General features: G+C 68.8%; 15 protein-coding genes and 3 pseudogenes. 8 read left to right on the plus strand and 10 right to left on the minus strand.

All coding sequences use genetic code 11. From position 1 onward, the window contains the following. Window positions 1–92: 92 nt before the first annotated feature. Window positions 93–242, plus strand: a pseudogene (locus tag ACFVYK_RS29000) (calcium-binding protein); the annotation flags it as partial. 112 nt (window positions 243–354) lie between these two features. Beyond that, complete coding sequence (locus ACFVYK_RS29005) at window positions 355–585, plus strand: hypothetical protein (protein ID WP_389779131.1); 231 nt, start codon at window positions 355–357, stop codon at window positions 583–585. A gap of 214 nt (window positions 586–799) precedes the next feature. Here ACFVYK_RS29005 and ACFVYK_RS29010 read toward each other — a convergent pair whose 3' ends face one another. Beyond that, complete coding sequence (locus ACFVYK_RS29010; RefSeq protein WP_389779133.1) at window positions 800–1,102, minus strand: hypothetical protein; 303 nt, start codon at window positions 1,100–1,102, stop codon at window positions 800–802. A gap of 198 nt (window positions 1,103–1,300) precedes the next feature. On the opposite strand from ACFVYK_RS29010, the gene ACFVYK_RS29015 reads away from it, so the two are divergent. Then, window positions 1,301–1,765, plus strand: a complete 465-nt coding sequence (locus ACFVYK_RS29015) for an ATP-binding protein (protein WP_389779134.1) — start codon at window positions 1,301–1,303, stop codon at window positions 1,763–1,765. 233 nt (window positions 1,766–1,998) lie between these two features. After that, window positions 1,999–2,742 (plus strand): SOS response-associated peptidase, encoded by a 744-nt coding sequence (locus ACFVYK_RS29020; RefSeq protein ID WP_389779136.1) that lies wholly within the window; start codon window positions 1,999–2,001, stop codon window positions 2,740–2,742. 362 nt (window positions 2,743–3,104) lie between these two features. On the opposite strand, the gene ACFVYK_RS29025 is transcribed toward ACFVYK_RS29020, so the two are convergent. Then, entirely contained in the window at window positions 3,105–4,106 is a 1,002-nt protein-coding gene (locus ACFVYK_RS29025; protein ID WP_389779138.1) for a helix-turn-helix domain-containing protein, read from the minus strand. An 805-nt stretch (window positions 4,107–4,911) separates the two neighbouring features. Then, window positions 4,912–5,511 carry a TetR/AcrR family transcriptional regulator gene (locus ACFVYK_RS29030; protein WP_389779139.1) on the minus strand — a complete coding sequence of 200 codons (600 nt, stop codon included), beginning with the start codon at window positions 5,509–5,511 and terminating at the stop codon, window positions 4,912–4,914. A 422-nt stretch (window positions 5,512–5,933) separates the two neighbouring features. Here ACFVYK_RS29030 and ACFVYK_RS29035 point away from each other — a divergent pair, with 422 nt between their 5' ends. Continuing rightward, the gene (locus ACFVYK_RS29035; protein ID WP_389779141.1) at window positions 5,934–7,379 is read left to right on the plus strand and encodes a pyridoxal phosphate-dependent decarboxylase family protein; all 1,446 of its coding nucleotides are present in this window, start codon (window positions 5,934–5,936) and stop codon (window positions 7,377–7,379) included. Window positions 7,380–7,583: 204 nt separating this feature from the next. Here ACFVYK_RS29035 and ACFVYK_RS29040 read toward each other — a convergent pair. Beyond that, window positions 7,584–7,904, minus strand: a pseudogene (locus ACFVYK_RS29040) (ATP-binding protein); the annotation flags it as partial. Between ACFVYK_RS29040 and ACFVYK_RS29045 the strand changes: the two are divergent. Then, window positions 7,897–8,436: a hypothetical protein gene (locus ACFVYK_RS29045; protein WP_389779142.1), complete on the plus strand. Its 540-nt coding sequence runs from the start codon at window positions 7,897–7,899 to the stop codon at window positions 8,434–8,436. The pseudogene ACFVYK_RS29040 and the gene ACFVYK_RS29045 overlap by 8 nt on opposite strands. A gap of 262 nt (window positions 8,437–8,698) precedes the next feature. Here ACFVYK_RS29045 and ACFVYK_RS29050 read toward each other — a convergent pair whose 3' ends face one another. Beyond that, window positions 8,699–9,136, minus strand: a complete 438-nt coding sequence (locus tag ACFVYK_RS29050; protein ID WP_389779144.1) for a YybH family protein — start codon at window positions 9,134–9,136, stop codon at window positions 8,699–8,701. A gap of 42 nt (window positions 9,137–9,178) precedes the next feature. Here ACFVYK_RS29050 and ACFVYK_RS29055 point away from each other — a divergent pair. Further along, window positions 9,179–9,874, plus strand: a pseudogene (locus ACFVYK_RS29055) (serine/threonine-protein kinase); the annotation flags it as partial. A 5-nt stretch (window positions 9,875–9,879) separates the two neighbouring features. Here ACFVYK_RS29055 and ACFVYK_RS29060 read toward each other — a convergent pair. The 5 genes from ACFVYK_RS29060 to ACFVYK_RS29080 form a co-directional block, all read right to left on the minus strand. Beyond that, the gene (locus tag ACFVYK_RS29060) at window positions 9,880–11,616 is read right to left on the minus strand and encodes an amylo-alpha-1,6-glucosidase (RefSeq protein WP_389779145.1); all 1,737 of its coding nucleotides are present in this window, start codon (window positions 11,614–11,616) and stop codon (window positions 9,880–9,882) included. Between the two features lie 80 nt (window positions 11,617–11,696). Further along, window positions 11,697–12,509: a carbohydrate ABC transporter permease gene (locus ACFVYK_RS29065; protein ID WP_389779147.1), complete on the minus strand. Its 813-nt coding sequence runs from the start codon at window positions 12,507–12,509 to the stop codon at window positions 11,697–11,699. Further along, window positions 12,506–13,489: a carbohydrate ABC transporter permease gene (locus tag ACFVYK_RS29070; protein WP_389779148.1), complete on the minus strand. Its 984-nt coding sequence runs from the start codon at window positions 13,487–13,489 to the stop codon at window positions 12,506–12,508. Before ACFVYK_RS29070 ends, ACFVYK_RS29065 begins: the two co-directional genes overlap by 4 nt. 20 nt (window positions 13,490–13,509) lie before the next feature. Then, a complete protein-coding gene (locus tag ACFVYK_RS29075) occupies window positions 13,510–14,757 on the minus strand; it encodes an extracellular solute-binding protein (protein WP_389779150.1) in 1,248 nt (415 codons plus the stop codon). 149 nt (window positions 14,758–14,906) lie between these two features. Then, entirely contained in the window at window positions 14,907–15,929 is a 1,023-nt protein-coding gene (locus ACFVYK_RS29080) for a LacI family DNA-binding transcriptional regulator (protein WP_389779152.1), read from the minus strand. A 418-nt stretch (window positions 15,930–16,347) separates the two neighbouring features. Here ACFVYK_RS29080 and ACFVYK_RS29085 point away from each other — a divergent pair, with 418 nt between their 5' ends. Further along, complete coding sequence (locus ACFVYK_RS29085; protein ID WP_389779153.1) at window positions 16,348–19,992, plus strand: LamG-like jellyroll fold domain-containing protein; 3,645 nt, start codon at window positions 16,348–16,350, stop codon at window positions 19,990–19,992. Window positions 19,993–20,039: the final 47 nt, after the last annotated feature.

The following is a 20,039-nucleotide window of genomic DNA, read 5'->3' on the forward strand; positions in this document are numbered from 1 at the left end:
GTCGATAGATGACCAGTCCCATGTCACCGAGGGGCAAGATCCGGGACATTCCCGGGGGCCGACGGCTCCAACGAGCCCGACGTGGCCCCGGTTACCGCGCTGACTTCCGCACCGCCTTCCACCGCGAACTCACGGCCACCGACGGCGCCTACGGCCAAAGCGCGTTCGTGGGCGACTTCCTCTCCTTCATGTCCGGCCGCCGCGCGAACACCCCGTACGACCCCCTCCTCGCCGACGCCTGACGAACTCGGCCCTGGTGGCGGCCACAGCTGCCCCCTCCTGCACTCACGCGCGGGGGATCGCCTCGCCCAACCTGCCGTAGCCGGCGGCCGGCCCGGCGGTCGGACTGCGCACATGCAGCTCCCCGCCGAAGCCGTTGCCGCCACCGTGCTGATCGAGGCCGTCAGGATCTCCGCCCTCCCGACCGAGCGGGGCGTCCCATACCCCGGCAGGGCGGTCGCCCACTGGACCGGGACCGAGGCCGCCAACGCTCTGACCTTGATCGAGACCCTGCCCGGCAGCGAACAGCACCGCTGCGGCTTTTCGCCGGCCTGGAGCATGCAGGCGGTACCCGAACTCTCTTGACCTGGCGCTGTTCGAGGCGGCCTTCCGCTTCAGGTGCCACGAGGTCCGCATGCACGGCACGGCCGTACCAACCGCGATGACCACGCAGTTCTTCGACCGGGGCACCCCGCAGGCCCAGTCCCTCCTGGCCCTCTTCCGCGCGACGGCCCCGCCACCGACCGACCGGACGCACGGGCTCGCGTAGCCCTCGGGTCGTTGCCTTGTCGGTTCGAGGTCACGCAGGCCGGCTGACTCGCACCTCACCGCTGCGACGGTCCACCTGGACGGCATGTCCGGCTTGCGTGAGGATCGCCAGCAGCGCCGACCGCAGAGCAGCACGAATGCCTTCGAAGTCGGCGTTCTCCCGGCCTGCAGGGTCCAACTCGCTGCCGGGCACCCATCCCACCATCACCGAGTCCATCTCCCGCCGCACCCGCAGACCGGGCCCCCCGTCGGCAGCCGACGCCACCTCAAACCCCGCGCGGGCCAACGTCCCACACACCTCGGCAAGCAGCCTCTCCACACCGTCAGAGCTCACGGACCAAGCCTATCCACACCCTTCCCGCCCAGTTCCCACACATCCTTCACGCAGGCGGTCCGCCCGCAAACAGCAACGCCAAGCCGCACCCGGATCAGGTCTGGGCCTACCAGCCGTCGAAGCGGGCAGACGCCTGGCACGGGCGCGCACCTGGACGAGCGGACGCGCCACCGTGATCCACGAAATGGGGTATCCCGCATGACCCTCCCGCCCAAGCAGCACGCGTCGAACGGGCGCCATCGCCGGCATCACCGCGCCCCGCTGCCGCGGCGCCTTGCCTGGCACGACGGAGCCCCGGCCACCGCGGAAGCCCGCCATGCGGCCCGCGCCTTTCTCGACGACGCCGGATCAGCGGGCTGGGCCCGACCGACAGACCACGCCAGCGAGACGATTCAGCTGGTCGTCAGCGAGCTGCTGACCAACGCCCACCAGCACGCGCCGGGCCCCTGCGGTCTGCATCTCGAAATGGACCAGTCAGCAACAGGCTGCCTGGCCCGGATCACCGTCTGGGACACCTCGCCCCACCCGCCCGCTCCGCAGCTCCCCGACCCGCACAGGATCGGAGGGCGGGGCCTGACGATCGTCCAAGCCCTCAGCAGCCATGTCAGCGTGGACACCCACCCCTCTGGCAAACAGGTCAAGGCAGACATCGCACTGCCCTGATCACCCCGGCACGACCACCACACACCGCGCCAACGGACAGGCGCAGCCCGGTGAGGCCCAGTCGCAGCACGTGACGGGGCCTGCGGCGGCGGCCGGGCCGGGTGGTCGACGGACGCGTGCGGTTCCCCTCGGCCCGTCGGCAGGGCGGGACTGCGGTGAGTCGGCGCAGGACACCTCCACTCGCCACCGCGCCCGCGTACCCTCGGGCAGCCGGACGGTGAGAGAGTGCTCGTATGTGCGGTCGATACGTTGCCACTCGGCGCCCGGAGGACCTGGCGCCCCTGTTCCACGTCGCCCACTGGCCTGCCGCCGAGGCCCTCGCACCGAACTGGAACGTCGCCCCGACCGACGACGTATGGGCCGTCCTGGAGCGCACCCCGCGCGACGGTGACGGCGCCACGCCGCTTGTCAGGGAATTGCGGCCGCTGCGCTGGGGCCTGGTGCCGTCCTGGGCGAAGGAGACGAAGATCGGCGCGCGGATGATCAACGCCCGGGTGGAGACCGTGCACGAGAAGCCCGCCTTCCGCCGCGCGTTCGTCAAACGCCGCTGCCTGCTTCCGGCGGACGGCTTCTACGAGTGGCAGCCCGGAAGAGACCCGGCCACCGGCAAGACCCGCAAGCAGCCGTACTTCATCCACCCCGAGGACGAGAAGGTGATGGCGCTCGCCGGCCTGTACGAGTACTGGCGCGATCCGTCCGTCACCCACGACCACGACCCGGACGCCTGGCTGATGACCTGCACCATCATCACCACCGAGGCCACCGACGCAGCCGGCCGCGTGCACCCGCGCATGCCCCTCGCGCTCACCGAGGACCACTACGAGGCCTGGCTGGACCCCGCACACCAGGACCCCGACGAACTACGCGCTCTCCTCAGCCAGCCCGCCGGCGGGCATCTGGATGCGCGACCCGTCTCCCCGGCCGTCAACAACGTTCGCAACAACGGCCCCCAACTCCTCGACGCGGTCAGCCTGTAGCCGCCGGTAGAACCGGAGTTCGGCGAGCCGAGGGCTTCGGGCAGGGAGCGCAGACGCTCACGTCCCGGAGTCGGACCAAGCCGCCACAAGTGCCCGCCGATCCGGAAAGCGGGGCCCGGAGACTGACTCCTGGGTGGGTTCACCGTTGAGCCAGCACACTTGTTCAGGGACGCCGTCACCAGTGTCGAAGAGGCAGCACACTCCTCCGCTGTCGGCCGTGAGGTCGGTGAACGCCTTCCTGATGTTGGCCGACCGCGCAAACAAGCGGCTCATCCCCGACGTCGCCGCCCAGCACTCCACCGACGTGCAGCCCGGGTGCAACAGGGACTGGAAGCGGACCGTCGCGCCTGCCCCCTTCTTGTTCAGCGAGCGGACGCAGCGGTTGTCGTGTCCCGGGGAGTCGTGCTGCACCGCCGCGGGTGCCTCCCGTCATGGTTCTGACCGGCTTGTCCGCAGCGTAGGTCGCTGACGGTTTCGCCGAACTCAGTTTTCAGGGCTCTGCCGAGGTGCTTGTTGTCGTGTATCCCCCATCGTGCCGCGATGGCCGCCGTGGAGACGTCCGCGGAGGCGGGATCGAGAAGATCCCGCCGGATCCGAAGCAGCCGTTCATGTCGGATCCAGGCAGCGAAGGACAGGTCGCTTCCTTTGAAAAGCGCATGGAGGTGCCGAACCGAGATGTGGTGCTCGCGTGCTACTCGTTCTCCACTGAGGTGGGGGTCTCCCAGATGGGCCAGCGCGTAGGCGCGGATGCGGTCGACAAGGTCGCTGGCGACGGAGGCACGCTCAGGGGAGGTGTCGGCGAAAGTGCCGAGGAGGAGCGCCGTGAGCGCGTCGGCGAGATACGTGCGTGCCACACCCTGTCGAGGGAGTTCCTCGTCGACGGCGGACAAGGCGTGGTTGAGGAGCCTGCCGATCGCGCCTTGGGCAGGTATGGGGAGCGCGGTGCGTCGGGTTATGGCGTTCACATGCCTGCCGAGGCTTGCCCGGGGAATGCAGAGTACGGTCATGGCGCTCAGGTCGGCGCCGATGAGCCGGTACGGCCGGGTGTTGTCACAGGCGAACAGTTCGCCGGGCTGCACCGTCGTGGTGCGGTCGTCTTGCATGGCCCTGACCGGACCGTGATGGTGCAGATTGAAGTGCACCCACTCCATGTCGGTCGACGTGATGCTGTGCTTGTCTCGTGTCACGGTTGCGGCTGTGGCCTGGATGCGAACGACCATGAGGGGACCGATGGCCGCATGGTCGACCACGGCTTCAAACGCCTGCGGTTCGGGATCGATCACCCGTAAGGGAGCGAACAGGGCAGAGGCGAGCGCCTCGAACGACTCGGTTCCTCGTAGTCGGGAACCTGTGCGGTCCGCCATGCCGGTATACCTCCAGTTCCATGCCTTTGCGTAGGATCGGAGATTCTGCTTGATGACTGGGGTCTTGCCGCAAGCCCCCTGATGCGCTATAGGTTGAGTATGGCAAGGAGTGGACGACACCTCCTTCCCTCTTCTGTTTCCCGGTGCCGTGTGCACGACATGGGGAGCCGTGGCGCGCGCGTCGGTGCTCCTGCCTCATTGGCTTCGTAGGTGACGGTCGACGCCACTTGTAGGTCAGTTCTGACTCCACCCGGTGCCTGGGGACCCCTTTCACGGGCTGCTGAAGCTGGATGAGGCTAGCGGTCGCCCTGAACTGTGCGACTAGGGTGCGGCCGACGTGCAGACAGAGCTGCACGTCTGGCGAGGCGGTTGCCACGGGTTCGATGTCATCGCGCCGTCGATTCCCCTGTCCGGTCATGTCCCGCGGGGTTCGGGGAGACTGGTTGGCGCGAACGCCGGCTGGATGAGCCGGCGAGCCGGCGCGGTGTACTGCCCGGACGAGGGCATCGCCGCCAGCGTGCCACGGCACCTGACCTGCCTACGCCGCCGCTGCCGAGAAGCCCGGCGCATTCGATTCTCGCCCCTTCGTATGTCTGCAGGGCGGAAGACGGCGCGAAGCCGGGACGGCGGTGGTCCACGCCACCCGGGCCACGGCACGAACGGGTTGCTGAGGCGCCCCGGCTGCCGTAGTTTTCCGCTGCCGACGGTGGTGTCGCGGGTCCATGGGCACCGGTGGTTGTGACACAAGGGGCGGATCAGATGCAACTGATCCACAGGTGAGTACTTCTGCGCCCGCGTGCTCAAATCATGAGGTGCCGGTCTGCAAGCCCGCGATGAGTCCGTCGAGTATCCGCAACTGGCGGGAGGGTGTGGTCAGGCGAGCCGCGAAGATCGCGTTGATCTGGAGTCCCATCAGCGTGGCCATCGCAAGGTCCAAGAACGCATCGAGATCGCGGGATGGGTTGATCTCTCCCGCTTCAGCCGCAGTGTGCAGATACGAGAGCATCTGATCGCGCCAGCGCGATATCGCCTGGTCGTAGACGCCGATCAGTTCCTGATCGGCTACCGCGTAATTCCAGAAGCCGATGACCACGCGGGCCTCATTGAGACGCTCGTCGTCCAGGGGCATGATCTCGACGCAGAACTTGCGGAACGCGTTCAGGCCGTCGGCGCCGGCGATGGTGCGGGCGGCCCGCTGCTCGGTGGCTGCATTGGCGCGCTCCAGCGCGGCCCGCAGAATGGCTGCTTTGGTGGGAAAATATCGTGCGAGCGCACCGTTGGTGAATCCAGCTTCGGCGGCGAGATCCCGCATGTTCAGCGCCGCGAATCCTCGCCGCGCGACAAGGCGCCATACGGCTTCGATGATCTCTTCACGCCGCGCGTCGTGGTCCACGATCTTGGGCATGGTGACACCTTACCAACGGGTAGACGCCTGAATGCTGAGGGCTGTGGTCGCACTCGCGGGCCTCACGGCGGATGAGTCCGAGGGGTCGTGTGACCCACAGACCCAACCCTGTGACCTGGTGAACCTCTTACGCCACGTGCTCGCGGCAGGGGCGCACGGAGCGAGGGCGAAGAGCTGTCATTCCCGGTCGCCGTGAGAGGGGCCCATGGCGCCCCCCTTCCCAGCGACCCCATAAGGGATTACATTGGAGCTATTAATCTACAACTGTAGACGACCGGCTCTGGTGCGGCACCAGTCGGTACGCGGCATCGAGGCCCTCTGAATCCGGTAGCGGCCGGCTCGCCCCGGACACCTGATCGTCCCCAGCGCTCAGGTGGGCGCTCAGCCCTCGTCATGACCACCACCACCTCTTAGGACAGAGCATGCCTGATCTTGAGCCAGATGAATTCCGCCGCCAGGGCCACCAGTTGGTCGACTGGGTCGCCCAATACCGCACCTCGCTCCCTTCCCTGCACGTGCGGCCGAAGGTCTCACCGGGCTCCGTGAAGGCGCAGCTTCCTCGTGAACTGCCTGAGCAGCCGTCCCAGGCGCTGGGCGATGATCTCATCGCCTTGCTCAACGACGTGGTCGTCCCCTCGTCGCTCCACTGGCAGCACCCGGGCTTCTTCGGCTACTTCCCAGCGAACGCGTCCCTGCTGTCGCTCCTCGGTGACATCGCATCGGGCGGGATCGGGGCGCAGGGAATGCTCTGGTCGACATCGCCGGCCGGGACGGAGATCGAGCAGGTCCTGCTCGACGGCCTGGCGGATGCCCTGGGCCTTGGTCGCGAGTTCACTTTCGCCGGAGGCGGAGGCGGTTCGCTGCAGGATTCGGCTTCGTCGGCATCGTTGGCTGCCCTGCTGGCTGCGCTGCAGCGCAGCAACCCGGACTGGCGCGAACACGGCGTGGACGGCACCGAGATGGTGTACGTCACTGCCGAGACCCACTCGTCACTGGCCAAGGCCGTGCGTGTGGCCGGGCTCGGCGCGCGAGCATTGCGGATCGTCCCCTTTACCCAGGGCACGCTGTCCATGTCGGCGGATGCCCTGGCAGACATGCTGGCCAAGGACGCGGCCGCCGGAAAGAGGCCGGTCATGGTCTGCCCGACCGTGGGAACAACCGGCACGGGTGCCATCGACCCCGTGAGAGACGTCGCGCTGGCAGCGCGTGCGTACGAGGCGTGGGTGCACGTCGACGCCGCGTGGGCAGGAGTCGCGGCGTTGTGTCCCGAGTTCCGCTGGCTCCTGGACGGCGTGAACCTTGCCGACTCGTTCTGCACCGACGCACACAAGTGGTTCTACACAGCCTTCGACGCCTCGTTCATGTGGGTGAGGGATGCCCGAGCGCTGCCTACAGCGTTGTCCATCACGCCGGAGTACCTGCGTAACGCTGCGACCGAATCGGGCGAAGTCATCGATTACCGCGACTGGCAGGTCCCGTTGGGCCGTCGTATGCGTGCGTTGAAGATCTGGTCGGTGGTGCACGGCGCCGGACTGGAAGGCCTGCGCGAAAGCATCCGCGGCCACGTCGCCATGGCCAACTCCTTGGCCGGCCGGATTGAGAGCGAGTCGGGCTTCGCCCTGGCCACCCCGCCATCACTGGCACTCGTATGTCTGTACCTCGTCGACCGGGAAGGGCGCCCCGACGACGCCGCTACCAAGGCAGCAATGGAGGCGGTCAACGCCGAAGGGCATTCCTTCCTCACGCACACATCGGTCAACGGTCACTTCGCGATTCGCGTCGCCATCGGCGCGACGACGACGCTGCCCGACCACATCGACACCCTGTGGGACTCGCTTCGCAAAGCCGCTCGCCAGAGCGGTGGATGACTACTGACCTTGGCGGATTGGCTTCGGGTGCCGGGGTTGAGGGTCGGGCCGGTTTCGGTGAGGCAGCCGTCGATGAGTCCCGGGCGGCGCTGGATGTGGGCGAGGCCTCGGCGAAGGGTGCGGGTAAGGTGGTCAGGGTCGGTGGATGCGGTGTTGGCCATCGGGTCTCTTCGTAACAGGGACCAAACCCCTTCCACCTCTTCTTCAGCCCGCGGCGAGCGCGGCGGCCTGCTGTGCGGTGCGGGCGCGGGTGGCGGCCAGCCGGTAGGAGTCTGTGCCGGTCTCGATGATGTCCCCGCCGAACGTCAGCCGGTCCACTACGGCCGCGCAAAGCCTTCGATCCGTGAAGGTTTTGGTCCAACCTCCGAAGGATTCGTTGGAGGCGATCGCCAGAGAATTCTTTTCCTCACGCTCCGTCAATACCTGGAACAGCAGCTCCGCCCCACGACGATCAAGCTCCATATACCCCAACTCATCAATACAGAGAAGGTCGACGCGGCCGTAGCGGGCGATGGTCTTGGCCAGCAGGGTCAGAACTCACCGACATCAACTGTCCGCCGACACCACTGGAGTCAGAACCCACCCACCACTGGCCTCAAAACTGACCTACAAAGCCACCGGCCGCGAGGCCGGGGCCGCCACGGCCGGCGAGAAGCTCACCTTCGCCCAGGACCTGCGGATCTCCGACGCCGAGCGGCACCTGATCACGCGCTGCATGAGGAAGCGGGGTTTCCGTTTCTGGGAGGTGAAGTCGTTGAGCCTGGAGGAGAGCCGGCCGCTCGGCTATGTCCAGGACGACGTCGACTGGGCCCGCCGCCACGGCTACGGCTACGGCTACGGCTACGGCTACGGCTACGGCTACGGCAGCCGGATCATGGCGAAGGAGGACCGCGCCCGCCTGCGCAACCCCACGGGGACGCCGACGTCCGTGGCGGCGCCCGGGGCAGCCTGGAAGAAGGTGCCCTGCGCGCCCGCTACCCCGTGTGCCGGACCGCTCTCTTCACCTCAAGCTCCACCCCGGCCCGCATCGCGCCCCGCTCTTGGGCATGCTCGGTGACCGCGGCCTGCACGTGCTGGACCAGGTCGCGCCATGCTTGCCACGCGCTGTCGTAGGCCGGCGGATCCCCTTGGTCGCGCAGGGCCTGGACGGTCGCGTGCGCCTGATCGGCGGCGCGTTGCTTCTCCACGAGTTCTTCGAAGGTGTGTGCCACGTACGGACCCTAAGCCGTGCACCACTGAGGTACGCGTCGCGACCTGCGCAGTCGAGAAATTCACTCGAGCTTCCTGGCGGACGACGGCTGTATGGCCGCCGCCTGGCCTCACTCGTTCACCGTGTCGGCATGACGATGAGCTACCCTCCACTCGCCGTCCTCGCGGCGGTACACCTGGGTGGCGCGCAACGTGTACGCGCGCGGTTCTCCGTCGGCGACGGCTGAGGTGTGCTCAAGACCGACGGTATAGGCCATGTCCCCGGAAACGTCGAACGTCTGCAGTTCGAAGACGAACGACCTGCAGTCGGAGAAGGTCTTGGCGAGGGCGCTGAAGAGTTTGTCGAGCTCCTGCTGACCGTGGGCGCTGCGCCACGCCCCCAGGACGCTCACCGGCTCGTTGCGCGACCAGAGCGCCCGACGCGGGGCCGCATCGCCGTTGTGCAGCGCCAGCTCGGCATCGTGCAGGGCGGTCCTGACCCACACCAGGAAATCGTCGCGGTCGGTCATGCCTTCATCATGCCCGTCGCGCCGCAGCGGGATCCGCATGCGGCAAGGGTTCGCCGTGTCTGCCGTGTCTGCCGCGTCAGCGACCCCGAGGGCGCCCTCGTGATCCTCAAGGAATCGCTGCTCGGGCTGGCCGACGCCCACCGCGTCGGCGTCGTCCATCGTGACTACAAGCCGGAGAACGTCCTGGTTCTACCGGACGGATCGTCCCGGCTCGTCGACTTCGGGATCGCGGTGGACGTCGGCGCGGGCGCCGGCGCGGCGGGGACGCCTTCCTACATGGCCCCGGAGCAGTGGACCGGCGCCCCCGCCTCACCCGCCGCCGACGTGTACGCGGCCACCGCCACGTTCTTCGAGTGTCTGACGAGCCACAGGCCCTACCCGGGCGAGAACCTCGCCGAACTCACCCTGCAGGACGTCGATGCGCCGATCCCCACCGACGAGGCCCCCGAGGCGGTGCGCGCCCTGGTGCGGTGCGGCCTCGCCAAGGACCCGACGGAACGCCCCGAAGACGCAGAGGCGTTTCTCAGGGAACTGGAGGCGGCCGCCGGCGCCGCCTACGGGCCCGACTGGGAAGAGCGCGGCCGCGGCCGGCTCGCCGCGCTGGTGGCCCTGGTGCCGCTGCTGCTCCCGTCGTCCCGCAACGCCCCGCGGACCACCACGGACACCGCGCGCACGGTCCTGAGCCGCACGCCGGCCCTCGGCCGGGCGCGGTCGTGGCTGCCCGGGCGGCCGGGGATGCTCGTGTCCGGTGCGGCCTTGCTCCTGGGCACCGTCCTAGCCGGTCAGCGGCCCTCTCGGTGCGTGTGCGCTTGCGCGAGGAGGAGGTAGCTGCTGGCGGTCCAGGTGTAGGCGCGGTCGCGCAGTCCCGTTCCGGTCAGGGCGTCGAAGTTCTCGGCGAAGCCGTGGGTCTCGCACAGGGCACGGAAGCGGGCGCTGACGTCGTCCGCGAGACGGTGGTGGCCGGCGCGGCGCAGGCCGTCCTCGATCAGGACGGTGCTGGGGGCCCAGATGGGGCCGCGCCAGTAGCCGTCGGGGAGGTACTGCGGGGAGGTGGTCAGTTCGGTGGCCAGGCCGTACGGGGTCAGGTGGGCCTTGATGCGGTCGGCGAGCGCGCTGCTGATCTCGGCGGGCAGGTGTTCGCCCAGCACGATGGGCATCAGGTCGAGGAGGCTGTCGCTGCTCCAGGTGGCCCCGGTGGCGACTCCCCGGGCGACGAACCTGTCACGCTGCCAGAGCTGGTCGATCAGCGCGGCCTGGGTCTCCTCGGCCACGGACAGCCACCGCCGCTGCTCGTCTTCCCTGTCCAACCCGGCTGCCATATGGGCGAGTTCGTGCAGTTGGAGGACGAGGAAGGCGGCCAGGTCGGCGGTGACGACCACCCGCTCGGGGTCGAAGGTGGTGGCGTTGTCCCAGCCGCTGTCGTTGCCATGCTGGTAGTGCGGCAGTTCAGCCCCGGGGGCCCGTCTGAAGGTCAGCCAGAACTCCGTCCAGCGCTCCAGCCGGTGGTACACCTCGGTGAGTTCGGCCCGGCCGGGTGGTGTCGGCAGTTTGCCGCGCAGGTGGCCGAAGGCCCAGCCGTGGATGGGCGGCTTGACGAAGTTGCGGAGGACCTCGGAGTGGGTGACCGAGTCCGGCAGGGCACCGGTCTCGTCCTGGTGGTCGAAGGGCAATTGGAACTGATCCCAGGCCAGTGCGGGGCAGCCGGGCGCCAGGGCCAGGGCGTTGAAGCAATGGTCCCAGCTCCACACCTTGTCCATCCAGTGCTTGGACATCAGCACGCCGGGTCGGGTGACCAGGCCGGCCGGCGCCACGGTCGCCGACCAGACGACGTAGGCGGCCAGTTCGGCGGACGGTGCGGCGTCCGAGCGCCAGGGGGCCACCGCGTCCACGAAGTCCGTGAACGCACTACGCGCCGACGCCGCGATGTCGTCGAAACCCGCTGCGGACGCGTACGGCGGGCGGGATGTGTCGAGTTCCTCGATCGCCAGCTCCCAGACGCCGTCTGCAGCCGCGGTCACGGCGAGACCCCGGTCGGCGGCGCCCAGCGCCTGGGATCCCACCGTGTCGGCGATGGTGCCGGACAGCAGGGTGACCCGGTAGCGGCGGCCGGTCTCGTAGGAGGTGAACACATCCGCGTCGGCCGCCGGGTCGTGGAAGAAATACGTTCCGCTGAACGGGGTCAGGGTCTGCATGGCGGCATGGACGCTCATGCCCAGACCGCTCCCCCGCAGTCGTACCGTGTCCGGTGACTCGTAGGCGAGGTCGACGCGTCCGCTCTCGCCGGTCCAGCTCAACAGGCCCGGCATCGCGTCGACTCGGGTGTCGGCCCGCTCGCCCGTCGCGGGGTCGAGCGGCACGAGGCGCAGGACGGCGTGCATGCCGTTCTGGTGCGAGACGAGGTGGAGGTCGTCGGCGTACGTCTGCTCCGCCACCACGGGCGAGATGTCGAACCAGGACCCGTACGTGCTGAACGGGATGTCGTGGACGGAGAAGGCCGGGCCGGACGGGGCGGCACTCATGTGGCGTGACTCGTTTCTGGAGCAGGGGGCGGCGGCCGGGGACGGGCGAGCGGGTCGGCCGGCATGACGAGGGGGGAGGTTCAGTCCTTGACGGCGCCGGCGGTCACGCCGGCGGCGACGTAGCGCTGGGCCAGGACGAGGATCACCGCGGCCGGCAGCGAGGCCACGACGGCGGTGGCCATGATGGCGTTCCACTCCTGGTTGTTGTTGCCGATGTAGTGGTAGATGCCGAGCGTGATGGGTTCCTGGGCGCCGCCGCTGACCAGGGTGCTGGCGAAGACGAAGTCCGACCACGACCACAGGAACGCGAACAGGGACACGGTGACGACGGCGTTGCGGCTGATCGGCAGGACGATGGACCAGAAGGTCCGCAGCGGGCCGGCGCCGTCGGTCGTGGCGGCCTGGAGGAGTTCGCCGGGGATGCCGGACATGAACGCGGTGAAGATGAGGACGGCGAAGGGGACGGCCAGGGTGGAGTCGGCGACGATCAGGCCGGGGACGGATTGGAGCAGGCCGAGTTGGAGGTAGACGGCGTAGAAGCCCATCGCCATGATGATCCCGGGGATCATCTGGGCGGCCAGCAGGAAGAAGTTGAGGATGCCCGCGCCGCGGGGGCGCAGCTTGGCCAGCGCGTAGCCGGCCGGCGCGGACAGGGCGACGGTCAGGATGACGGTGCCGAGGCCGATGACGAGACTGGTGCCGAGGTAGGGCAGCTGCTCGTCGAGGACGGTGCGGTAGCCGGCCAGGGTGCCGTGGACGGGGAACAGGTCCGGTGGACTCTTGCGCATGTCCTGGTCGCGCGTGAGGGAGACGTTGATCATCCAGTAGACCGGGAAGAGCATGATTCCGGTCAGCAGCAGGCCGATGGCCGTTTTCCACCACGATCGCTTCATGACAGGGCCTGCTTCCGCTGAACTCTGACGTAGACGAGGCCGAAGACCAGGGCGGCGACCACGAGCAGGTTGCCGACGGCCGCTCCGGGGCCGAAGGCGGGCAGGAGGTTGCCGAAGCCGAGCTGGTAGGACCAGGTGGCGAAGGTGGTGGACGAGTCCGCCGGTCCGCCCTTGGTCATGATCCAGATGATGTCGAAGACCTTGAGCGTGTAGATCAGCCCGAGGAGCAGGGTGATGGCGGAGACCGGACGCAGCAGCGGGAAGGTGACGCGCCAGAAGCGCTGCCAGGCGTTCGCGCCGTCGATGGCGGCGGCCTCGTACAGGCTGGCGGGAATGGATTGCAGCCCGCTGTGCAGGACCACGAGGTTGAAGGGGACGCCGATCCAGATGTTCGCGATGATCACCGAGGTCAGCGACCAGGACGGTGAGGTCAGCCAGTTCACCGGGTCGACGCCGAGCGCGTGCAGGACGGCGTTGACGATGCCGGAGTCGCTGTTGAGCATCCAGGACCAGGTGGAGGCCGAGACGATCAGCGGCAGCAGCCAGGGCACCAGGAACAGAGCGCGCAGGGTGGCCGAGAGCCGGAAGTTCTGGTTGAAGAAGACCGCGAGGGCCAGGCCGATGGCGTACTGGAAGAAGAGGCAGACGGCGGTGAAGGCGACCGTGTGGAGCAGGGCCGGGGCGAAGGTCTGATCGTTCAGGACGGTGCGGTAGTTCGCCAGGCCGGTGAACGGCGCGTCGCCCTGAACGAAGGATCGGACGGTGTAGTCGCGCAGGCTCAGGTCGAGATTGCGGTAGAGCGGATAGGCGTAGAAGAGGGCGAGGTAGAGGGTCACCGGGGCGAGGAAGGCCCAGGCGGCCCACTGGGTGGAGGTGGGCCGGCGGCGGTTCGTGCTGCGGGCGCGAGGCGGGGCGGCGTCGGCCGCCCTGTTCGGGACGCGCTCGGAGCGGTGGTCCGGCAGCTGTGTCGTGTGGTTCATGAACGACCCTTGCGGTCGGGCTACTTGACGGCGGACTGAGCCGCGGACAGCGCGTCCTCGGGCGACTTCGACCCGCTGAGGGCGGACTGGACGGCCTTCCACAACTGCTCGGAGATCTTGGGGTATTCGATGCCCAGGTCGTCGCTGGTGCGGCCCTTCGCGGCCTTGACCGCGTCGACCCACGGCTTCAGTGCGGCGTTGGCGGCCACCTGCTTGTCCTGGACCTCGGCGGTGGGCGCCACGTAGGACAACGTGTTGTCGGTGTCGTTGAGGTTGGCGGTGCTGGTCAGGCAGGTCACCAGCTTCTGCGAGGTGGCGTAGCGGCCGGTGTCCTGCTGTGCCGGGATGGTGACGAACTCGCCGCCGGTCGGAGCCGCGGCGTTGCCGCCCGTGGTGGCGGGGATGGGCAGTACCCCGTAGTCGAAGCCGGCCTTCTCGGCGTTGGCGAGCTGCCAGGTGCCGTTCTCCGCGAAGGCGTAGTCGCCGCTGGCGAACTCCTGCCAGCTGGTGGTCTGGGTGTTGTTGAGAACCGAGTTCGGGGCGTAACCGTCCTTGAGCCAGGTCTGCCACAGGGACAGCGCGGAGACGGCCTGTGAGGAGTCGAGTTCGGTCAGCTTGGCGCCCGAGCCCCAGAACCAGGGCAGGAACTGGAAGCTGCCCTCCTCGGTGCCGATCGCCGAGAAGGTGATGCCCTTCTTGCCGGCCGTCTTGACCTTCGCCAGCGCCGCCGTGAGCGACGTCCAGTCCTTGATCCGGGTGACGTCGACGCCGGCGGCCTTCAGTACGGCCTTGTTGTAGTAGAGGGCGAGGGTGTTGGCGCCGATCGGCGTGCCGTAGGTCTTGCCGCCCGACTGGCCGGCGGCGAGCAGGTTGGGGTCGACCTTCGAGGTGTCGAGCTTGTTGTCGTCGGTCGTGGTGAGCACGCCTGCCTCGGCCAGGGTCGAGACCACGGGGTTGTCGACTATGAGGACGTCCGGGGAGTTGCCCTGCTGCGCTGCCAGCAGTGTCTTGTTGCCGAGGTCGCTGGTGTCGAAGCCGGTCCGCTTGATCTTCACGCCGGCCTCGGCGCCGCACCGGTCCAGCAGTTTCGTCCAGGCGGACGTCTTGTCGAACTGCGGGTAGGGGTCCCAGACGGTGTACGTGCCGCCGTCGCCGCCCTCGGTGTCGGCGCTGCCCGAGCCGGAGGAGCAGGCGGTGGCGCCGACGGCGACGGCGAGGGCGGTCACGGCGGCGGCGGTCAGGCGGCGCTGTCTGGAGGAGCTGTTCATGGCCGGAGTTCCTTTGTTTTTGGGCATGCGCTGCCGAAGGCACGGGCGGCGGGGAGGGACGGACGCGGCGAACGGCACGGTCGAGCGGTCCGGGCGTCCAATGAGACGGGAAGGATCTGTGTGAGGTCGGAGGTGTCGCGTGGGTGCGGTCAGGACGTCGCGGCGGCTCCGGCAGGCCCGGTGCTGGCCCGCAGGGAGATGGGCGGTACGAGAAGGTGGTGCCGGGGCGGCGCCTCGGGGTGGTCGAGCCGCTCCACCAGCAGGTCGACGGCGAGCCGGCCCAACTCCTCCGCCGGTACGTCCGCCGCGGTGAGCTGGGGGGTCACGGTCTCCGCCCAGCGGCCTGCCACGACGCCGGTGACGGAGAAGTCGCGCGGCACATGGCGGCCCGCGTGGGCGAGGCCTCGATACAGGCCGCCCAGTGCGGCCTCGTTCAGGGTGACCAGGGCGGTGGTGGCCGGGTCGTCGTGCAGGATCCGTTCCAGACAGGCCTGGCCCGAGGCGGCGTCGTCCCCGCAGCAGTACGTCCGTGCCGTCATTCCGCGTTCAGCCGCGGCCTTGGTGAAGCCGTCCAGGCCGCGGTGCGCGGACTCGTAGCCGGCCCGCAGCAGCTGCTCGGGACGGTTGACGAAGGCGACCCGGCTGTGGCCGAGGTCCGCCAGGTGGTGCACGCACGCCGCCGCCAGCGCGGTGTGGTCGATCCCCACCCACCAGCTGTTCTCCGGATGGGCGGTGCGGCCGATGGCGACCGAGGGGAAGTCCAGCGCTGCCAGATGCTCGGCCCGGTCGTCCTCCAGCCGGATCTCCATCAGGATCGCGCCGTCGACCCGGCGCTCCCCCAGCAGCCGCTGGAAGGAACGGTCGCTGTCCATGCCGCTCGGTGACAGCAGGACGTCGTAGTCGTAGGTGGCGGCGGCCTCCACCACGCTGCCGATGAAGTCCAGCTGCATCCCGGTGTAGTGGTTTCCCGCCGGCGGGAAGACCAGCCCGATCGTGCTGGTCCGGCCGTTGGCAAGGGCACGTGCGCTGGCGTTCGGGCGGTAGCCCAGCTCATCGATGACCGCCTGGATCTTACGGCGGGTGTCGTCCGACACCGGGCGCTTGCCGCTCAGCGCGTAGGACACGGTGCTGCGCGAGACACCGGCCCGTCGGGCGATCTCACCGATGTTCACGGGCGACTCCTTGATCGAACCGGTTCGACTCCTCGCGGGAGAGAGCACTCACCGGCCGCCGGGGTGGGAGGGGGAGCGGGAGCGAGAGCCGGTCGTCGAACCGGTTCGCGTGAAGTGAAGGTAGGAACAGACCGGACCTCTGTCAACACCTCTGACGCGCCTGTCCGCTTCCGCCCGAAGTCCGGAGTTCCTCGGGTCGGGGGGATTGCTGGCCGAGATCCCCAGTGCTAGCTTCCCCGAACCGGTTCGATGAAGAGATCCTTCCGAGGTCCCGGGCGGATTCCGCACCCCGCCGCACCACGCCTGGGGACGCGGAGGCGCCAGCCTCTCCGTGTCAGACGCACCAGCCGTGACCGCGACGTCACGATCGAACCGATTCGACGCTCTGCCGACACTCAAGGATTGAGGGACGCAATCCATGCCATCCTCTGACAGGTCAGCCCGGCGCCGGGCACCGGCCGCCCTGGCCCTGGCCCTCGGCGCGGGCCTGCTCGCCGCACCTGCCGTCTCCGCCCGGGCAGCCGATCCGCCCCAGCCCGCCGCCCGCTACACCTTCGACCAGGACGACCTCGCCTCGGGCCGGATCACCGACAGTTCCGGAAACGGCCTGACGGCGACCCTGATGAACGGCTCCACCGCCCGGTCCGTCGCCGGCCCGGACGGCGGCAAGGCGCTCGCCCTGCCCGGCGGAGCCCCCACCTCCGACGGCGCGTACATCCGACTCCCCCGCGAAGTACTGAGCAACGCAAACGACCTGACGGTCCAGGCCCGCGTGAAGTGGAGCGGTGACACGTCCTCCTGGCAGCGGATCTTCGATCTGGGCACGGACACCACCAGGTACCTGTTCACCACCCCGTACAACGGCAGCGTGCTGCGCACCGCGGTGACCACCGGCGGAGGAGCCGCAGAGTCGCAGGTCTCCGGTTACGCGCCACTGCCCGCGGACGGATGGCGGACCGTCACCGTGACGCTCGACACCTCCGCCGGCCGGGTCACCACCTACCTCGACGGCATAGCGGTCTCCTCCGCCAAGACGACCGTCAAAGCCGGGGAACTGCTGGACAGTTCGGCCACGGCGGCCGGCTACATCGGCAAGTCCTTCTGGCCGGACCCGTTGCTCAAGGGCGCGATCGACGACTTCACGGTGTGGCACTCGGCGCTCAGCCCCGAGCAGGTGGCCGGCACGAGCGGGAGCCTGCCGACTCTTCAGCAGCTCTCGCGGACGTCCTTCGCGGTCCGCACCACCACCGGCACCGCCCCCGCCCTCCCCACGGCAGTCCGCTCCTCCTTCAGCGACGGCTACGACCGCGACACGCCCATCGCGTGGGACCGTGTGCCGGCCGACAGGTACGCGCAGCCCGGCGCCTTCACCGTGGCCGGAGTCGCGGGCGGACAGGCCGTGCGGGCGTCCGTCACCGTGGTCCGCGAGGGACAGCTCGCCGTCGACCTCGGCTCGGACACCGGCGCGTTCCACGGCGGCGCCTCCGGCACCCTCTACGGCGTGTACGGACCGGACGTCCCCACCAACAACCTCATCGAGGGCATGGGCCTGCGCACCGTCTCCACCAAGGCTCAGGACGGCCCGCAGCACCCCGGCGCCGACGCGCTGGACGTGGTCCGGCCACTGGCCGACTCCACCGACGGTGACGTGTACATCTACATGACCGACATCCACCGCGGCTTCCCGTACGAGTGGCCCGGCGGCACCCCCCAGGAGAAGCTCAAGCTCTACGAGCAGAAGATCGGCAAGCAGGTCGACCAAGTCCTCAAGCTGCCGAAGCAGTACCAGGACAACATCGTCTTCGTGCCGTTCAACGAGCCCGAGGGCAACATGTTCGGCACGGGTCAGTGGAGCTACGACAAGGTCAGCTGGCTCGACGACCCGGACGACTACTTCGCCGCCTGGGACTCCGCCTACCGGCTCATCAAGGGCAAGATGCCCGACGCGCGCATCGCCGGACCCAACACCAGCGTCCTGTACGACCAGGTCAAGGGGTTCCTCCAGCACGCCCTGGCCGCCGGCACCCTGCCGGACGTCGTCACCTGGCACGAGCTGAGCCACCCGGAGGCGGTGCGCGCGAGCGTCGCCAAGTACCGCGCCTGGGAGAAGGAGCTGTTCAAGGGCACTGCTCGCGAGGGCGCCAGAATTCCTATCAACATCAACGAGTACGCCTTCAACTACCACACCTCGGTACCCGGCCAGATGATCCAGTGGGTGTCCGCGATCGAGGAGTCCAAGGTGGACGCCGACATCGCCTACTGGAACATCGACGGCAACCTCTCCGACTCCGCGGTGCAGTCCAACCGCGGCAACGGCCAGTGGTGGCTGCTCCATTCGTACGCCTCGATGAGCGGGCACACCGTGACGGTGAACCCGCCGTTCCCCGGCGAGAACTACACGATGCAGGGCGTGGCCACCCTCGACGAGAAGAAGAAGCAGGCCCGGCTGCTGTTCGGCGGCTCCACCGGCAAGGGGCACATCACCTTCGCGGGCATCCCCAAGAAGCTCTTCGGCAAGAGCGTCCACGCCTGGGTCCGCGAGATCGAATGGAGCGGGCAGGTCGGCGACAGCTCCGGCCCGAAGCTGCTCACGGAGACCAACCTGCGGGTCGCGGCCGACGGCACGGTCGCCGTCGACTTCGGTGACGGCTCGCTGCCGAAACTGAAGGAGTCCTCCGCGTACGAGATCGTCCTCAGCCCGGCCGGGAAGACGGCCGGCGCCCAGTCCCCGCCGGTGCGCTGGCAGGGCTCCTACGAGGCGGAGGACGCCGCTCACACCGGGTCCGGCTACTCCAGGAACGGCCCCGAGGGCTCGACTTCGGACGTGTCGAAGTTCTACACCTCCGGCGGCTACGACGTGGGCGGCCTGCGCACCGGTTCGGACGTCACGCTCGACTTCAGCGTCGACGTTCCCGAGGACGGCACCTACGACCTGAGCGTCTTCGCCAACTCCCTCAACACCTTCGACAAGGTCAAGGAGCAGGGCCCCACCAACGTGTTCCTGCGCGTGGACGGCCAGGCCGACAGCGAACGGCAGCTGCATCTGCCGCTGGGCTACAAATGGGTGGTGTGGGACCACACCGACACCCAGGTGAAGCTCACCAAGGGCAAGCACGTCCTGACGCTCGCCGCGAGGAGCGCCGACGGCAAGCGCGCCACGAAGGGCGACGCCATCATCGACCGCCTCACCCTCGTCCTGCCGAACGCCTCGGCCGACGCCCAGGTCCACGAGGGCGAGCTGGCCTGGCTGGGCGGCGGGGCACAACCCGTGTACGACCTGCCGGCGCGGACGGGCTCAGGCGCGGCCCGGATCGCGAAGAACCAGACGGCCACCTTCTGGGTCTACTCCCCCACCGACCGCGAATCGACCCTTCGCATCGACGCCCTCGGCGGCGCCGGCGCCCGGCTCTCGGTCAACGGACACGACGTGCTGCGTCTGTCCCAGGGCGACAGCGCCGTGGCGGTCTCCCTCTCCGGCGGAGTCAACAAGGTGACGGTGACCGGCGGTTCGTCGACCACCCTCGTCGACCGACTCACGGTCACACCCACCGAGGGCACGCTGCCGGTGCGCACCTACGAGGCGCAGGACGCCACCCTCGCCGGCTCGGCGACGCTCACCCCGCTGTCACTGGCCACCGACGGCACGGCGATCACCGGGATCGGCGGCGACCCGGGCAACGGCAACACCGCGACGTTCACGGTAGACGCGGAGAAGGCCGGCCTGTACGCGCTGCGCATCCGCTACTCCAACCCCGAGCAGTCCGAGGCCACCCACTACAACCCGGACCCGCTCGCCCGCCACGCCGACGTCACCGTCAACGGCGGGGCCATACGACGCGTCGGCTTCCCGCACACCTTCCACCAGAACAACTTCTGGGAACTCAGCGTCCCAGTCCAGCTCGAGAAGGGACACAACACCATCACCTTCCGCTCCGAGGAACTGCCCGACTTCGACGGCACCACCTACGCCTCGGACACCTTCCCCGGAGTCCTGCTCCGCTCCCGGTACGCCCCCGTGATCGACCGGATCGCCGTGGCACCGTACGCACGAGAGATTCGATGACCTGATCGCCACCGACGGTGATGTGACACGCACGACGACTCGTGGGC

The sequence above is a fragment of the Streptomyces sp. NPDC058291 genome, from assembly GCF_042880855.1.
Classification (GTDB): domain Bacteria; phylum Actinomycetota; class Actinomycetes; order Streptomycetales; family Streptomycetaceae; genus Streptomyces.

Bases quoted from the DNA above. Each gene is read 5' to 3' on its own strand.
- ACFVYK_RS29005 (WP_389779131.1), top strand. From the start codon at position 355: ATGCAGCTCCCCGCCGAAGCCGTTGCCGCCACCGTGCTGATCGAGGCC.
- ACFVYK_RS29015 (WP_389779134.1), top strand. From the start codon at position 1,301: ATGACCCTCCCGCCCAAGCAGCACGCGTCGAACGGGCGCCATCGCCGG.
- ACFVYK_RS29020 (WP_389779136.1), top strand. From the start codon at position 1,999: ATGTGCGGTCGATACGTTGCCACTCGGCGCCCGGAGGACCTGGCGCCC.
- ACFVYK_RS29025 (WP_389779138.1), bottom strand. From the start codon at position 4,106: ATGGCGGACCGCACAGGTTCCCGACTACGAGGAACCGAGTCGTTCGAG.
- ACFVYK_RS29030 (WP_389779139.1), bottom strand. From the start codon at position 5,511: ATGCCCAAGATCGTGGACCACGACGCGCGGCGTGAAGAGATCATCGAA.
- ACFVYK_RS29035 (WP_389779141.1), top strand. From the start codon at position 5,934: ATGCCTGATCTTGAGCCAGATGAATTCCGCCGCCAGGGCCACCAGTTG.
- ACFVYK_RS29050 (WP_389779144.1), bottom strand. From the start codon at position 9,136: ATGCGGATCCCGCTGCGGCGCGACGGGCATGATGAAGGCATGACCGAC.
- ACFVYK_RS29060 (WP_389779145.1), bottom strand. From the start codon at position 11,616: ATGAGTGCCGCCCCGTCCGGCCCGGCCTTCTCCGTCCACGACATCCCG.
- ACFVYK_RS29065 (WP_389779147.1), bottom strand. From the start codon at position 12,509: ATGAAGCGATCGTGGTGGAAAACGGCCATCGGCCTGCTGCTGACCGGA.
- ACFVYK_RS29070 (WP_389779148.1), bottom strand. From the start codon at position 13,489: ATGAACCACACGACACAGCTGCCGGACCACCGCTCCGAGCGCGTCCCG.
- ACFVYK_RS29075 (WP_389779150.1), bottom strand. From the start codon at position 14,757: ATGAACAGCTCCTCCAGACAGCGCCGCCTGACCGCCGCCGCCGTGACC.
- ACFVYK_RS29085 (WP_389779153.1), top strand. From the start codon at position 16,348: ATGCCATCCTCTGACAGGTCAGCCCGGCGCCGGGCACCGGCCGCCCTG.